Below are 15,096 nucleotides of genomic sequence, written 5' to 3'. Positions count from 1 at the left end.
GCCGACGAGGCGTCGTCGGAGGCCGGGGCGTGTTCGGGGGAGGCTTCCGAGACGGCGGGGGGCTTTACGGCGACGGGGGCGGGCTGCACGGGAACGGGTGCGGGTGCGGGGGCGGACGTAGGAGCAGGGGCGGGTGCGGGTGCGGGTGCGGGGGCGGACGTAGGAGCGGGTGCGGGTGCGGGAGGTGTGGCAGGCGTGGCAGGTGTGGCAGGTGTGGCAGGTGTGGCGTCCTGAGCCGCCTCAAGGGCCAGGGGCTCGGAAGCCCGAGTCTGAAGGGCCCGCACCACCGGAGCGCCCTTCTCCAGCTGGACCCGCTCGCTGTCGGCCTTCTCCGTACTGCCCCTCTCCAGCTCCGCCGTCTGCGGATCCTCCGTGTCCAGCAACCGCACCGCGTGGCGCCCGAGTTGGGCGACCAGGCCGCTCGGCAGCCAGGGGTCGCGGGAGCGGCCCCCGGAGACCGTGTCCTCCGCGCCCGTACGGTCGAGGATCTGGTTCAGGGTCGGCCGGGTGGCCGGGTCCTTGCGCAGGCAGTCGCGGACCAGTTCGGCGATGCCCTCGGGGACGCCCGTCAGGTCGGGTTCCTCCTGGGTGATGCGGAACATCAGGGCGTGGACGCCGCTGTTGGCGTTGCCGAAGGGGAGCGTGCCGGTCGCGGCGTAGGCGAGGACGGAACCGAGGCAGAAGACGTCGCACGCCGGGGTGACGCGGTCGCCCCGCACCTGTTCCGGCGCCATGAATCCGGGCGAGCCGACCAGTGAGCCGGTGCGGGTGAGCCCGTCCCCGGCCTGGGTCTCCAGGGCCCGCGCTATGCCGAAGTCGATGACGCGGGGGCCGTCGATGGTCACCAGCACGTTGGACGGTTTGAGGTCGCGGTGGACGATGCCGGCGGCGTGGATGTCCTGGAGCGCGTGCGCGAGCCCGGCCGCGAGGATCCGTACCGAACGCTCGGGCAGCGCCCCGTGGTCGCGTCCGACGACCTGTTGCAGGGTGGGCCCGGCGACGTAGCCGGTGGCCACCCAGGGCACCGCGGCCTCGGTGTCGGCGTCCAGGACGGGCGCGGTCCAGTGGCCGCCGACCCGCCGCGCGGCCTGCACCTCCTGCCGGAACCGGGCGCGGAACTCCTCCTGCGCGGCCAGGTCCTCCCGCACCAGCTTGACGGCGACCGTGCGCCCCCGGTCCGACCGGGCCAGGTACACATGCCCCATGCCGCCGGCCCCGAGCCGGGCCAGCAGCCGGTACGCCCCGATCCGCTGCGGATCGGCCGCCCCCAGTTTCTCCACGACCGCGCCGCCTCCCCTGAAATCCCCGGTCACGCCCCGGTCACGCCCCCGTGCCCTGCGCCCTGCGCGAAACCGAGAATAGTGCGGGGATACGACGGGACGGCCGGACCGGTGTCTACGGTTCCGTAACGGGAGACCGGACCTGCCGTGCACCGGGGCGCCCCCGCACCACCCCCTCTACAGGCTGGGGTAATTTCTAACCGGTCACCAGGATGGACAGTGGTTAGTTTTACCCCCACACTCCAGCAAGCCCCCACACCGGACACCCACCCTGGACAACCTGTCGCGTAAAGCCGCCGACCACAGACAGGACGCCGATACCGTTTCCGCATCGCGGACATTTACGCTCGCCGCCATGACCCCTCAGCCCAACCCCCAGGCCGGCGCCGCCGTGAAGGCCGCGGACCGTGCGCATGTGTTCCACTCCTGGTCCGCGCAGGAGCTCATCGACCCGCTCGCCGTGGCCGGCGCGGAGGGCTCGTACTTCTGGGACTACGACGGCAGGCGCTACCTGGACTTCACCAGCGGGCTCGTCTACACGAACATCGGCTACCAGCACCCGAAGGTCGTCGCCGCGATCCAGGAGCAGGCCGCGACCCTCACCACCTTCGCGCCCGCCTTCGCGATCGAGGCCCGGTCCGAGGCCGCCCGGCTGATCGCCGAGCGGACGCCCGGGGACCTGGACAAGATCTTCTTCACCAACGGTGGCGCCGACGCCGTCGAGCACGCCGTGCGCATGGCCCGGCTGCACACCGGGCGACCGAAGGTACTGTCGGCGTACCGCTCTTACCACGGTGGTACGCAGCAGGCGATCAACCTCACCGGCGACCCGCGCCGCTGGGCCAGCGACGGCGCCGCCGCCGGTGTCGTGCACTTCTGGGCGCCCTTCCTGTACCGGTCCCGTTTCTACGCGGAGACCGAGGAGCAGGAGTGCGCGCGGGCTCTTGAGCACCTGGAGACGACGATCGCCTTCGAGGGGCCGGCCACGGTCGCCGCGATCGTCCTGGAGACGGTTCCGGGGACCGCCGGGATCATGGTGCCGCCGCCCGGCTATCTCGCCGGGGTGCGTGAGATCTGCGACAAGTACGGGATCGTCTTCGTCCTCGACGAGGTGATGGCCGGCTTCGGACGGACCGGTGAGTGGTTCGCGGCCGACCTGTTCGACGTCGTACCGGACCTCATGACCTTCGCCAAGGGCGTGAACAGCGGATACGTACCGCTCGGCGGGGTCGCCATCTCCGGCGCGATCGCGGACACCTTCGGCAAGCGGCCCTACCCGGGCGGGCTGACGTACTCCGGGCACCCGCTGGCCTGTGCCGCGGCAGTCGCGACGATCAACGTCATGGCCGAGGAGGGGGTCGTGGAAAACGCGAAGCACCTCGGTACGGCCGTGGTCGGGCCCGCGCTGCGCGCGCTGGCCGAGCGGCACCCGAGTGTCGGCGAAGTGAGGGGCGTCGGGATGTTCTGGGCGCTCGAACTGGTGAAGAACCGGGAGACGCGCGAGCCGCTGGTGCCGTACAACGCGGCCGGTGAGGCCAACACGGCGATGGCCGCGTTCGGAGCCGCCGCCAAGCAGCAGGGGCTGTGGCCGTTCATCAACATGAACCGCACCCACGTCGTCCCGCCGCTCAACGTGACCGAGGCCGAACTGAAGGAGGGCCTCGCCGCCCTGGACACCGCGCTCTCCGTGGCGGACGAGTTCACCTCGTAAAACGTCGGCCAATACGGCGACGAATACACCTCGTAACACCCGGAATGGGCGGGTCCGTTCCCCGGGTGCCCGGATACGGGCAGGGCGGGAACCCGAACGCGTAAGGTGACGTGCTCGTAGACATATACGAGTACGCCATCGAACGCGACGAGGGAGACGCTCCGACGATGCCCGGAAGCAGCGGCAACGGCGCCGTTACCCGCAGCACCCTGCGGCAGCAGATCGCCGACGCGCTTCGCGACGAGGTCCTGGCCGGCCGGCTCCAGCCCGGCCAGGAGTTCACGGTGAAAGAGATCGCCGAGCAGTACGGCGTCTCCGCGACCCCGGTCCGGGAAGCGCTCGTCGATCTCTCCGCACAGGGACTCCTGGAGGCCGACCAGCACCGCGGCTTCCGCGTCCACGAATACTCGGTGACCGACCACCGCGGCATGATCGAGGCCCGCGCCCTGGTCACCGAGGGCATGTTCCTGGCCCTCGCCGAGGGCCACCCCGTCTTCGACCGCACCGACGACCCCCGTACGGTCGCCGCGCTCGCCGGGGCCCGCCGCCGCGGCGAGGAGGCGCAGCGCGCCGCCGAGGCCGGTGACCTCACCGTGCTGATCGGCTACGACCTGCGGTACTGGCGCGAGCTGAGCACCATGTTCGGCAACCCCTACCTCGGTGACTTCCTGCACCGGCTGCGCGTCCAGTCCTGGGTGTGCACGGTGCAGCATCTGCGCCGACTGACCGACCTGCGCGGGCAGTTGTGGTCCGAGCACACCGAACTGGTCGATGCCCTGGCGCGCCGCGACACCCCGGCCGCGCGCTCGATCGTCCTGGCGTACAACACGCACTCCCTCGACCTCATCGAGCGGCTGGCCGCCCGGTGACCGGACCGGAAAGGGCCGCTCCGGCCGTGGACCCCAGTGTCGTCGTCGTGGACCTCAGTGTCGTCGTGCCCGCCTACAACGAGGAACAGCGGCTCGGGCCGACACTCGACGCGATCACCACATATCTGAGCGACAACGAGGGCCGCTTCGGCGACTGGGAGATCATCGTCGCCGACGACGGCTCCGACGACGGCACCCGCGAGGTCGTCACCTCCCGCGCCGACCCGCGTGTGCAGTTGGTCACCAGCCCCCGCAACCGCGGCAAGGGCAACGCCCTGCGCCTCGGGGTCGCCGCCTCACGCGGACGCCGGGTCCTGGTCACGGACGCCGATCTGGCCGCGCCCATCGAGGAGTTGGAGAAACTCGACAAGGAGCTGAGCGAGGGCCGTGCGGCGGCGATCGGCTCCCGGGCCGCGCCCGGCGCGACCATCGAGAGCCACCAGCACCCGGTCCGCGAACTCCTGGGCCGCGCAGGCAACTTCCTCATACGCCAGGCCGCGGTGCCGGGCATACGCGACACCCAGTGCGGCTTCAAGCTCTTCGAGGGCGACCGCGCCCGCGAGGCCTTCGCCGCCTCCCGCATCAACGGCTGGGGCATCGACGTAGAAGTCCTCCAGCACTTCCGCCGCGCAGACTGGGACGTCGCCGAGGTTCCGGTCCGCTGGGCCCACCAGTCCGGCTCGAAGGTACGGCCCCTCGACTACGCCCGGGTCCTGACCGAACTCGCCCGCCTGCGCGCCCGCTCCCTGCGCCCGGTCGACATCCTGGTCACCCTCCTCTTCCTCCTCATGTCCGTCGCCCTCTACTCGGGCCGCCTCTTCGACCCCGACCACCGCTACCTGGTCGACTCGATCCAGGACCAGAACCAGTGGGAGTGGTTCTTCGCGGTCACCGCCGACAACGTCGCCCACCTCCACAACCCGTTCCTCTCCAACCTCCAGGGCTTCCCCGACGGCGTGAACCTCATGGCCAACACGGTCATGCTCGGCCTGTCGGTGCCCTTCGCGCCGCTCACCCTGCTGGCAGGACCCGCGGTCTCCCTCAGTGTCTGCATGGCACTCGGCCTCGCGGCCACGGCCGCCGCCTGGTACTGGCTGATCGTCAAGCGTGTCGTACGGCAACGGGCCGCGGCCTTCGTCGGCGCCTCGCTGGCGGCCTTCGCCCCGCCGATGGTCAGCCACGCCAACGCGCACCCCAACTTCGTCATCCTCTTCATGATCCCGCTGATCATCGACCGCGCCCTGCGCCTGTGCACGGGCACCCGGGTGGTCCGCGACGGCATCGTGCTCGGCGTCATGGCGGCCTACCAGATCTTCCTCGGCGAGGAACCCCTCCTCCTGGCCTCCATCGGCATGGTCCTGTTCGCCGCGTCCTACGGAGTCCTCCACCGGGATGTCGTCCGCACGTCCTGGCGCCCGCTCCTCAAGGGCCTCGGCCTCGCGGCGCTGGTCTGCGCACCGATCATCCTGATCCCCCTCTGGTATCAGTTCGTGGGGCCGCAGAGCTACAAGAGCGTCCTGCACGGCGACAACGCCGGCAACAGCCCCCTCGCCCTGCTCTCCTTCGCCGAACGCTCCCTGATCGCGGGCGACGAGATCCGGGCCAACTCCCTCTCCCTCAACCCCACCGAGCAGAACGCCTTCTACGGCTGGCCGCTCGTCGCCCTCGCCTTCGCCATCGTCGTACGGCTGTGGGAGCAGGCCCTCGTCAAGGCGCTCGCGTTCACGGCGGTCGCCGCCGCAATCCTCTCCATGGGCCCCAAGATCCGCATCCCGCTCACGGACACGATCTACCCCGGCCCCTGGGCGCTGCTCGCCCACAAGCCGCTCTTCGAGTCGGTGATCGAGGGCCGGGTCGCGATGATCTGCGCACCGGCGCTGGGCATGCTGGTGGCGATCGCGGTCGAACGGCTGGCGGCGACACGCGAGTTGGGCACGCAGTACGTGGGCCTGCTCGCCGTCTGCCTGGCGCTGCTCCCCCTCGTCCCCGCGCCGCTGAAGGCGGTCGACCGGGCCGCGGTACCGGCCTTCTTCACGGACGGCACCTACAAGTCGTACGTCCGCGCGGGCGAATCCCTGGTCCCGATCCCGCTGGCCGACCCGGGCGCGGCCGAGCCCCTGCACTGGCAGACAGCCTCCGACCTAGGCTTCAAGATGCCCGGCGGCTACTTCAACGGCCCCTACGGCGCCGACCGCATCGGCATCTACGGCGCCTCGCCCCGCTACACCTCCAACATGCTGCGGGACGTCCGCTACACCGGTGTCATCCCGACCATCGGCAAGAACTGGCAGGCGCAGGCCAAGGCCGACTTCGCGTACTGGCACGCGGGCGCCCTGGTGATCGCGCCGGGGCCCAACGACGACAAGCTCCGCACCGCTGTGGAAAAGCTGACCGGCAAACCCGGTAAGTGGGTGGACGGCGTGTGGGTATGGGACCTGCACGAGGGGAGCTGACCCGGGCCGCACCGACTACTCTTCCCCCTACTCTTGCCTGACCACCATGCGAACACCACGCTGCGCAGCGAGTAACCGAGGAGCCCCTTTTGGCCTGTGACCTGTGGCTGGTCCCGCTCGTCGACGTGTTGTGCCACACCCCCGACAATCCGTTCGCCGACGAACTCGCGCTCTACAACTCGCTGCTGGACGAGGCCGGGCTCCCTCCGGTGCCGGTGTACCAGTACATGCCGGGACTGTCCGGCGAGGTCGCCCCGGTGGCCGGATTCGACTACGACGCGCTGCACTTCCTGCGCCGGGCCTACCTCCTCCAGGTCTGCGGCCTCCCGGTGACCCCGGTGGACGACCTGGGCGGCGACTACGAACAGCTCCTGGAGATGTTCGAGACCACGGCCCAGCAGTCCCACCTGGTCTGGCACTACGACCACGCGGGCGCCTACGTCCCGGTCGACTTCCCGCACCCGCTCGCGAACGACGAACTCCTGGCCGGCGGCGGCCCGTTGGGCTCGTCCCAGACCCTGCTCCGCGAGCTGGAGTTCGTGGCCCCGACGATCGGCATCGACCCGGCGAACCCGCCCACGGCACCGCAACCCCCCGCCGCGCCCACGGAGTTGGAGGAACCGGCCGTCGCCGCGCCGTACGATCCCAGCCCGTTCGCGCGCGAGCGGCACGTCTGGCTCGGGCTGCACGCGGCGGCGACGCGCAGCCTGGCCCAGGGCTCGATGATCGTGTTCAGCTAGCGGACTGGTGGGCTGGTGGACTAGCGGATCTTGGCGAGGCCGCTCGCGACGTCCTCCGCGTTCATCACCGGGGTGTAGGTCAGTTCGGCACCCAGGTTGAGGAAGAACGGCTCACTGATCGACGGGATGTCGGAGGGGTCCTTGAGGTCGAAGAACAGGAACGCGGTGCGCTTGCCACCGTCTGCGGTGAAGTAGGCCGCCTCGGGCTTGATCTGCTCCAGGGACTCCTCCATCAGCTTCCCCAGAGTTCCGTTGCGGATGGCCTCGTTCCCCTTCTCCGTGTCCATGGACGCTTTCAGCATCATGCGCATCGCAGTCACCTTCTCCTGGTCGGCGTGCGCGGGGCGGACAACTTCAGGATATGCCCGGACAAAGGGGGCGTCCCGGCGAGGACGCCCCCCTCACGCCCGCGGTCCCCTAAAAAAAGCGTGACACCTTCGGGGAATCCGACACACTTTTCCGGGACACCCACCTTCCCCCCACGCCAAACTGCTCACATGAGCAGCTCACAGCATGTCCAGGCTCCGCCCGGAATGGGCACCGTGTACCGCGCGACGCTGGACGCGCTGGCCATGCGCGGGCCCCGGCGCACGGGCATCACCCACATCGCCAAACTGGCCGACACCAACCGCCAGTTCTTCTACCGGAACTGGGCCACTCCCCAGGTGCTGCTGCGCGATGCCACGCTGCAGGAACTGAAACACGTGCTGCAGCGGGCCCTGGAAGTACCCAGCCCGTTGCCGCCACCGCGGTGCCAGGGGGTGCGCTTCGTGGTGCGGGCGGCCCGGCTGTTGCGGGAGCATCCGGTCGTCGCGGCCATGGCACGGACCGAACCGGCGTTGACGTACGCCGCCGTGCTCCGTCCGGACACCGTGTGGCACGGGACGGCCTGGCAGTGGCTGACCGAGCATGTGACCGCGCATGTGCCCGGCGGCACCGAACGGGACACCGTCACGCTCGCCGTGCTCACCACGGCGCTGCCGTACGCGCTCATCCCGCCGGAGGAGTCCTCCGAGGACGAACGGGCGGCCGTCGACCGGCGGTTGGGCCAAGCCCTGCACGCCTGCCTCGGCCTGCCACTCACCTGCCCCGACTGACCTCTGCCCGACCTCTACAAGTCCTGGAAGAACCACAGGGACAGGGTCAGCGCCACGACCCCGCGCACCGCGGCCGACGTCAGGATCACACCTCGGAGCCTTCCCGTACGCAGCCACAGGGCCCATGTCACCAGCAGCGACAGCACGACCGCGAGGATCAGGACCACGGGGGCGGAATCGTCGTACAGAGCGTCCCGGTGGGTCCACAGCAGGTACGTCCACCACACAACGGCCGCCGTGCTGAGTACGGACTCCAGGAGCAGGGCGGTACGGGCCTCACCGGGCTCCAGGACTTGCGTGGCCATCCGGACTCCTCACGCTCACTCGATCGATACGCCACTGCCCGGGGAGAGACCCCGGGGCAGCGGCGTAGAAGGTAGGTCCGGAGTCTAGAAGACCGCCGTGCCGGCCTGCGTCAGCTTCCAGTTGGTCGCCGCGAACGCGGTCGGGTCGATCGTGCCCTTGGCCGTGGCGTAGGCGATCATCAGGTCGCGGACCTGGTTGGTGGAGCTGTACGCGGTCTCCGCGGCGGCGATGTGCGGGTAGCCGCTGCCGCCGTTGGCACGGTAGTTGTTGACCGCGACGACGAAGACCTGGTCGTCGGCGACCGCCGTGCCGTTGTAGGTCAGGTTCTTGATGCGCGAGCCCTCGGCCTGCGCGATGTCGACGTCGTACGAGACACCGGCCGCCGTGTCGTACATGTAGTCCCAGAAGCTGTTGGCGTTCGTCAGCGTCGCGGTGTCCACCTTCGTACCGGCCGGCACCTGGTGGTAGTACTTCGCCGCGAACTCCAGGTAGTCCTTGAGCTGGGCGCCGGTGAGCTTCTTGCCGTAGAGGGTGTTCTCGTAGATGTAGAGACCCGCCACGTCACGGATCGTCACATCGCCCGCCGGGATGGTGGCCGTGCGGCTGAAGCATGCCGCCACCGAGATCAGCGGAAGCGCGGCGTCCGCCGTCGACAGGCCCGACTTCACCGCGTCCATCTGGACCTGGTGGATGAAGTCGATCGCGGGGACGTCCTTCCAGCAGGCCTCCGCCGTCGACATGGCCTCCGTACAGGTGCCGATCGCCGTGTTGACGTACTTGACCACCAACTCGTGGTCGGCCGTGAGGAGTTCGGTGATCCTCTTGTCCTCCGCGACGGTGTTGCTGTTCAGCGTGCTCGCGGTGGTGCTGGTGATCTTCCAGCAGCCGCGCTCCAGTTCCAGCTCGAAGTCGAAGACCGAGAGGCGGTAGCCGTAGCAGTACGGCTCGGAGAGGACGACGTCCTTGCCGGTCTCCTCGTTCTTCACGGTGTACGACGAGACCTCGGTGTGCGTGTGGCCGACGAGGATGGCGTCGATGCCGGGGACCTGCTCGGCCACCAGGTTCGACGCGTTCTCCACGTAGGGGAGTTCGTCGCCCCACGACGTCGAGCCGTCCAGGCCCGAGTGGTCGGTGAGGAAGACGACGTCGCAGCCCAGCGCGCGCAGCCGCGGCACGTACTTCTTCGCCTGCTCGACCAGACCGGTGAAGGTCATCTTCCCGGAGACGTTGTCCTTGTCCCACAGGGCGATGCCCGGGTTGGTGAGGCCGAGGATGCCGACCTTGATGTCGGGCGCCCCGGGCACCTTGATGTGCTTGACCGTGTAGGGCTGGAAGGCCGGCTTCAGCGTCTTCGCGTCCAGGGCGTTGGCGCCGAGCAGCGGGAAGTGGCACTGCTTCTCGAAGGTGCGGACGACCTCGATGCCGTAGTTGAACTCGTGGTTGCCGAGGGCGGCGGCGTCGTAGCGCATCTCGTTCATGGCGACCGCCATGGGGTGCTTGGGGCCGCGCTTGCCGTCCTTGCCGGTGATCGGGTCGACGCTCGCGTAGTACGACGCGAGGGACGTGCCCTGGATGATGTCGCCCGCGTCGACGAGGAGCACGCGGCCCTCGCCCTTCTCCGCGCGCAGGTTCTTGACGAGGGTGGCGATACGGGCGATGCCGTACGTGTTGCCCTTGGAGTCCACCGGGGCCGCGTTGGTGTAGTAGTCCCAGTTGAAGACGTGACTGTGCAGGTCGGTGGTGCCCAGGATGGAGAACGACCAGGTCTTCGGCTTGGGCTTCGGCCGGTGACGGTCGGCGGCCTCGGCAGGGGTCGCCGCCGCTGTCCCCGCGACGGCCACGACAGCGCCGGTGACGGCGGACTTCTGCACGAACTCACGGCGGTTCATGGGATTGACGGGCATTCGGGACTCCTGGAAGGGCACAGAGGGCGGGTGTGGCATGCGGGGCGCGGCGGGCTACCCGCGTAGATGCTGGCCTCCGCCTGTTACCGGCGTAACCACGGACAGCCCAAGGGCCGGTCAAGGTTTCCCAAGACCGGCCCAAGTGAAGCCACCGTTCGCCGTTCTAGATGAACGAGTTGATCTCGATCGTCTCCGTACGGCCGGGGCCGACACCGATCGCGGAGATCGGGGCGCCCGACATCTCCTCCAGGGCCTTCACGTACGCCTGCGCGTTCTTCGGGAGGTCCGCGAAGGTCTTGGCCTTCGTGATGTCCTCGCTCCAGCCGGGCAGGTTCTCGTAGATCGGCTTCGCGTGGTGGAAGTCGGTCTGCGAGTACGGGAGTTCCTCGACGCGCTTGCCGTCGATCTCGTAGGCCACACAGACCGGGATCTGCTCCCAGCCGGTGAGGACGTCGAGCTTGGTGAGGAAGAAGTCGGTCAGGCCGTTCACGCGGGTCGCGTAGCGGGCGATGACCGCGTCGAACCAGCCGCAGCGCCGGTCACGGCCGGTGGTGACGCCCCGCTCGCCGCCGATGCGGCGCAATGCGTCGCCGTCCGCGTCGAACAGCTCGGTCGGGAACGGGCCCGAGCCGACCCGGGTCGTGTAGGCCTTCAGGATGCCGATGACCCGGCTGATCTTCGTCGGGCCGACACCGGAGCCGGTGCAGGCGCCGCCGGCGGTGGGGTTGGAGGACGTGACGAAGGGATAGGTCCCGTGGTCGATGTCCAGGAGCGTGCCCTGCCCGCCCTCGAAGAGGACGACCTTGTCCTGGTCCAGCGCCTGGTTGAGCACGAGGACCGTGTCGGCGACGTACGGCTTGAGGCGGTCCGCGTAGGACAGCAGCTCCTCGACGACCTGCTCGATGGCGATCGCGCGGCGGTTGTAGAGCTTCGTGAGCATCTGGTTCTTGATGTCGAGGGACGCCTCGACCTTCTGGGTGAGGATCGACTCGTCGTAGAGGTCCTGGACCCGGATCCCGACGCGGTTGATCTTGTCCGCGTAGGTCGGGCCGATGCCGCGGCCGGTCGTCCCGATCTTCCGCTTCCCGAGGAAGCGCTCCGTCACCTTGTCCACCGTCACGTTGTAGGGCGTGATGATGTGAGCGTTACCGCTGATCAGGAGCTTGGACGTGTCGACGCCGCGCTCGTTCAGCCCGTTCAGCTCGGAGAACAGGACCGACGGGTCGACGACGACACCGTTTCCGATGACCGGAGTGCACTCCGGTGTGAGGATCCCGGAAGGGAGCAGGTGAAGGGCGTACTTCTGATCGCCCACGACTACCGTGTGGCCGGCGTTGTTGCCGCCCTGGTAGCGCACCACATAGTCGACGGACCCACCTAGCAGGTCCGTCGCCTTTCCCTTGCCTTCGTCACCCCACTGAGCACCGAGCAGCACAAGTGCGGGCACGCGCGTACACCCCTTCCGGGCGGGGCATGTCCAAGGTCAGAGACGTACGCCGCACAGCGTGTGCCTCGTACGTCAGCGACCCTCGTCGGCCGCAACCCGTCGGACCGGATGCCCCGGAATAGACGAAGCCCCTGGCGCAATAGCGCAAGGGGCTCTTGCACAAAGATGCTACCCGAGGAAGCGAGGCATGGCCGAGGTGGCGACTTTCGCGACTTCCGATCAGCTCCTGGTCGTCATCGATCCGGTCGCCCGGCGCACCGACGGAGAGTCCGTCCGCATCGCGAAAGACGTGCTCAGCGCGGGTGCGGCGACCAAGGTGTGCATGCCGGAGGGGCCCGAGGAATTCGCCCGGGTACTCGCACGGCGGGGTTCGCGCCGGCCGGTGCTCGTCGGCGACGACCGGGCGCTGCTGCGCACGGTGTCCCTGCTGTACCGGCAGCGGGAGCTGGCCGGATGTGCCCTGTCGATGGTGCCGGTGGGCGGTGCGCTGTCCCTGGCGGGGGCACTGGGGGTGCCCACGGGGGCGGTGGCGGCGGCGCGGGCGGTGCTCGACGGGGTCGTACGGCGGATGGATCTGCTGGTGGACGACAGCGACGGGGTGGTGCTCGGCGCGCTGCGGATCCCGCCGCTGGCCCTGCGGGAGGCTCCGCCGGAGGAGACGGAGACGGTGGCGTCGGCGCCCTCCGGTTCCGGCCACCACCTATGGCTGCGGACGTGCCAGTCCCTGGTACGGACCCTGGTCCCCGCCCGCGCGCCCCGCGAGCCCCTCTCGACGGTGCCCCGGCAGCCCGGTCCGGCGCGGCTGCGGGTCGAGGTCGACGGGGTGACCCTGGTGGACCTGGACCAGCCGGTGGAGGGGGTCTCCGTGACCCCCGGCGCTTCGGGACTGGCCGAGGTGGAGGTACGGCCGGTGTCGGTGGGCGCGGAGGCCTCACCGCTGTACGCGCGGGGGCGGACGGTGACCGTGTCGGGGGCGGACTTCCGCTACCGGGCGGACGCGACGGTGGCGGGGCCGGTGCGGACTCGGACGTGGGTGGTTCGGGAGGGGGCTTGGGGGCTTACGTTGCCGGGGTGAGGCGGGCTTTTCTCGCCCCCGCCGCCCCTACCCGTCCCATCCCCCAGGGGCTCCGCCCCTTCGACCCCGACTCGGGGGCCGGCCCCCGGACCCCCGCTCCTCAAACTCCCCCAGAGGGGGCACCCCCAAGGGGCTGATTTTCGGACCCACGCTGCTCAAGAAGCGGAGGGGCTGGAATCCAGCATCGGCGCGTCCGACTCGTCCTTCAGGGTCACCCCTGTCGCACCCAACTCCCGGGCCCGCCCCATCAACCCCGCCAACTTCCCCGCCGCCACCTCGTACGTCAGCCCCAACGGCGGCCGGATGTTGCTCAGGCAGTTCCTGTCCGCGTCCGTCGTGACACCCGGCTTCGGGCGGTACGTCAGGTACGCGCCCAGTGAGTCCGCCGCCGACATCCCGGGGCGTTCGCCGACCAGGACCACGACCATCGTCGCGCCCATCGCCGAGGCGATGTCGTCGCCGAGGGCCACGCGGGCCTGTTCCGCGAGGACGACCGGGGCCACTTGCCAGGACGTCGGCAGGAGTGCGGTCGTCGCGCGCACCATCGCCGCCGCGTGCTCGTGCACCGCCCGGCTGGACAGGCCGTCGGCGACGACGAAGACGACGTCCCAGTCACCGACGGGAAGGTGCGCGCGGTCGGCGGGATCCAACCGGCGTCCCAGGTCCGGGCGTTGGAGATACGTGAGCCGGTCGGGCGCCGCGCTGCGCACCCGTACCGTCGGCTCGCCGCGCAGCGCCGCCGCCACCACGTCCGGTTCGAACGGCGAGTGCACCGCGTCCCGCGCCGCCGCGTGCGCGGCCTGCAACTCCAGCCGGTGATGGGTGGGCAGACCCGAGCCCGCCCTCCCGAGGCCGATCCTCGCCTGAGTGTGGCGGCGCAGGCTCGGCCACAACTCACCGCCCAGCAGCTCCACTTGACCGGTCGTCATGCCGCCAGTTCCCTTCCGATCGCCGTCAACGGGTGGGCCGTGGCGGACACGTCCCTGATCTCGCCGCTCTCGCCCAGCAGTCCGATGGAGTCGAGCCATGCCTCGAACTCCGGTGCCGGGCGCAGTCCGAGGACCTCGCGGAGGTACAACGCGTCGTGGTACGAGGCGGATTGGTAGTTGAGCATGATGTCGTCGCCGCCCGGTGTGCAGATCACGAAGGACGCGCCTGCCACGCCGAGCATGGTGAGCATGGTGGCGATGTCGTCGTCGTCCGCGTCGGCGTGGTTGGTGTAGCAGATGTCCAGGCCCATCGGCAGGCCGAGCACCTTGCCGCAGAAGTGGTCCTCCAGGGCGGCGCGGAGGATCTGCCGGCCGTCGTACAGGTACTCCGGGCCGATGAAGCCCACCACCGTGTTCACGAGGAGCGGGTCGTAGCGGCGGGCGACCGCGTACGCGCGGGCCTCGACCGTCTGCTGGTCCACCCCGTGGTGCGCGTCGGCGGAGAGCGCGCTGCCCTGCCCGGTCTCGAAGTACATGACGTTCGAGCCGACCGTGCCCCGGCCCAGCGCCCGCGCCGCCTCGTACGCCTCGTCGAGCAGGCCCAGCGTCACACCGAAGGACGCGTTGGCCGCCTGGGTGCCGGCGATGGACTGGAAGACGAGGTCCACGGGGGCGCCGGACGACATCAGGTCCATGCTCGTCGTGACGTGGGACAGGACGCAGGACTGGGTGGGGATCGCGTACCGCTGGATCACCCCGTCCAGCAACTCCAGCAGATCCCGCACCGCCTTCGGGCTGTCCGTCGCCGGGTTGATGCCGATCACCGCGTCGCCCGAGCCGAGCAGCAGCCCGTCGAGCAGGGCCGCGGCCACGCCCGCCGGGTCGTCGGTGGGGTGGTTGGGCTGGAGCCGGGTGGCGAGACGGCCCGGCAGCCCGATCGTCGAACGGAAGGCGGTCACCACGCTCACCTTCCGCGCGACCGCGACCAGATCCGCGTTCCCCATCAGCTTGGACACGGCCGCCACCATCTCCGGCGTCAACCCGGGCGCCACGGCGGCCAGTTCGGCGGTGTCGGCCGTCAGCAGCCACTCCCGGAACCCGCCCACCGAAAGCCCGGCCACCGCCGCGAACGCGCCCGTGTCGTGCGTGTCGAGGATCAGCCGGGTCACGTCGTCGGTCTCGTACGGGATCACCGGCTCGGCGAGGAAGGCGGTCAGCGGTACGTCCGCCAGCGCCCAGCGCGCGGCCACCCGCTCTTGCGCGCAGGACGCGGCCAGCCCCGCCA

Annotated in this window: 13 protein-coding genes; 6 read left to right on the top strand and 7 right to left on the bottom strand. The window is 70.0% G+C overall.

Annotated features, from left to right (window positions below; genetic code table 11):
- Positions 1 to 1,280, bottom strand: a 1,280-nt coding sequence (locus R6V09_RS27870; protein WP_317884192.1) for a serine/threonine-protein kinase, incomplete at its 3' end; no start/stop codon positions are given.
- 355 nt (positions 1,281 to 1,635) lie between these two features.
- Between R6V09_RS27870 and R6V09_RS27865 the strand changes: the two genes are divergently transcribed.
- The 4 genes from R6V09_RS27865 to R6V09_RS27850 all read left to right on the top strand — a co-directional run bounded on the left by R6V09_RS27865 (position 1,636) and on the right by R6V09_RS27850 (position 7,053).
- A complete protein-coding gene (locus R6V09_RS27865; RefSeq protein ID WP_317884191.1) occupies positions 1,636 to 2,991 on the top strand; it encodes an aspartate aminotransferase family protein in 1,356 nt (451 codons plus the stop codon).
- A gap of 167 nt (positions 2,992 to 3,158) precedes the next feature.
- The gene (locus R6V09_RS27860; RefSeq protein ID WP_317884193.1) at positions 3,159 to 3,860 is read left to right on the top strand and encodes a GntR family transcriptional regulator; all 702 of its coding nucleotides are present in this window, start codon (positions 3,159 to 3,161) and stop codon (positions 3,858 to 3,860) included.
- Positions 3,861 to 3,886: 26 nt separating this feature from the next.
- Complete coding sequence (locus R6V09_RS27855) at positions 3,887 to 6,313, top strand: dolichyl-phosphate beta-glucosyltransferase (protein ID WP_317884190.1); 2,427 nt, start codon at positions 3,887 to 3,889, stop codon at positions 6,311 to 6,313.
- Positions 6,314 to 6,402: 89 nt separating this feature from the next.
- On the top strand, positions 6,403 to 7,053 hold the full coding sequence (locus R6V09_RS27850; RefSeq protein ID WP_200715597.1) for a hypothetical protein: 651 nt from the start codon (positions 6,403 to 6,405) through the stop codon (positions 7,051 to 7,053).
- A gap of 20 nt (positions 7,054 to 7,073) precedes the next feature.
- On the opposite strand, the gene R6V09_RS27845 is transcribed toward R6V09_RS27850, so the two are convergent.
- Complete coding sequence (locus R6V09_RS27845) at positions 7,074 to 7,364, bottom strand: hypothetical protein (protein WP_317884189.1); 291 nt, start codon at positions 7,362 to 7,364, stop codon at positions 7,074 to 7,076.
- Positions 7,365 to 7,550: 186 nt separating this feature from the next.
- On the opposite strand from R6V09_RS27845, the gene R6V09_RS27840 reads away from it, so the two are divergent.
- Positions 7,551 to 8,150, top strand: a complete 600-nt coding sequence (locus R6V09_RS27840; RefSeq protein WP_317884188.1) for a hypothetical protein — start codon at positions 7,551 to 7,553, stop codon at positions 8,148 to 8,150.
- Between the two features lie 14 nt (positions 8,151 to 8,164).
- On the opposite strand, the gene R6V09_RS27835 is transcribed toward R6V09_RS27840, so the two are convergent.
- From R6V09_RS27835 to R6V09_RS27825, 3 genes are all read right to left on the bottom strand, one after another.
- Complete coding sequence (locus R6V09_RS27835; protein ID WP_317884187.1) at positions 8,165 to 8,455, bottom strand: hypothetical protein; 291 nt, start codon at positions 8,453 to 8,455, stop codon at positions 8,165 to 8,167.
- An 84-nt stretch (positions 8,456 to 8,539) separates the two neighbouring features.
- Positions 8,540 to 10,360: a bifunctional metallophosphatase/5'-nucleotidase gene (locus R6V09_RS27830; RefSeq protein WP_317884186.1), complete on the bottom strand. Its 1,821-nt coding sequence runs from the start codon at positions 10,358 to 10,360 to the stop codon at positions 8,540 to 8,542.
- Between the two features lie 163 nt (positions 10,361 to 10,523).
- Positions 10,524 to 11,807 carry an adenylosuccinate synthase gene (locus R6V09_RS27825; RefSeq protein ID WP_317884185.1) on the bottom strand — a complete coding sequence of 428 codons (1,284 nt, stop codon included), beginning with the start codon at positions 11,805 to 11,807 and terminating at the stop codon, positions 10,524 to 10,526.
- 187 nt (positions 11,808 to 11,994) lie between these two features.
- Here R6V09_RS27825 and R6V09_RS27820 point away from each other — a divergent pair, with 187 nt between their 5' ends.
- Entirely contained in the window at positions 11,995 to 12,882 is an 888-nt protein-coding gene (locus tag R6V09_RS27820) for a diacylglycerol kinase (RefSeq protein ID WP_317884184.1), read from the top strand.
- A gap of 155 nt (positions 12,883 to 13,037) precedes the next feature.
- Here R6V09_RS27820 and eutC read toward each other — a convergent pair whose 3' ends face one another.
- Together eutC and eutB are read right to left on the bottom strand one after the other, a co-directional pair.
- The gene (gene eutC, locus R6V09_RS27815) at positions 13,038 to 13,811 is read right to left on the bottom strand and encodes an ethanolamine ammonia-lyase subunit EutC (RefSeq protein WP_317884183.1); all 774 of its coding nucleotides are present in this window, start codon (positions 13,809 to 13,811) and stop codon (positions 13,038 to 13,040) included.
- Positions 13,808 to 15,096, bottom strand: a 1,289-nt coding sequence (gene eutB, locus R6V09_RS27810) for an ethanolamine ammonia-lyase subunit EutB (RefSeq protein ID WP_317884182.1), incomplete at its 5' end; no start/stop codon positions are given. The genes eutC and eutB, both read right to left, overlap by 4 nt.

The organism is Streptomyces sp. W16, from assembly GCF_033194735.1.
GTDB lineage: Bacteria > Actinomycetota > Actinomycetes > Streptomycetales > Streptomycetaceae > Streptomyces.
This window is presented reverse-complemented; position numbering and strand designations above follow the sequence as displayed.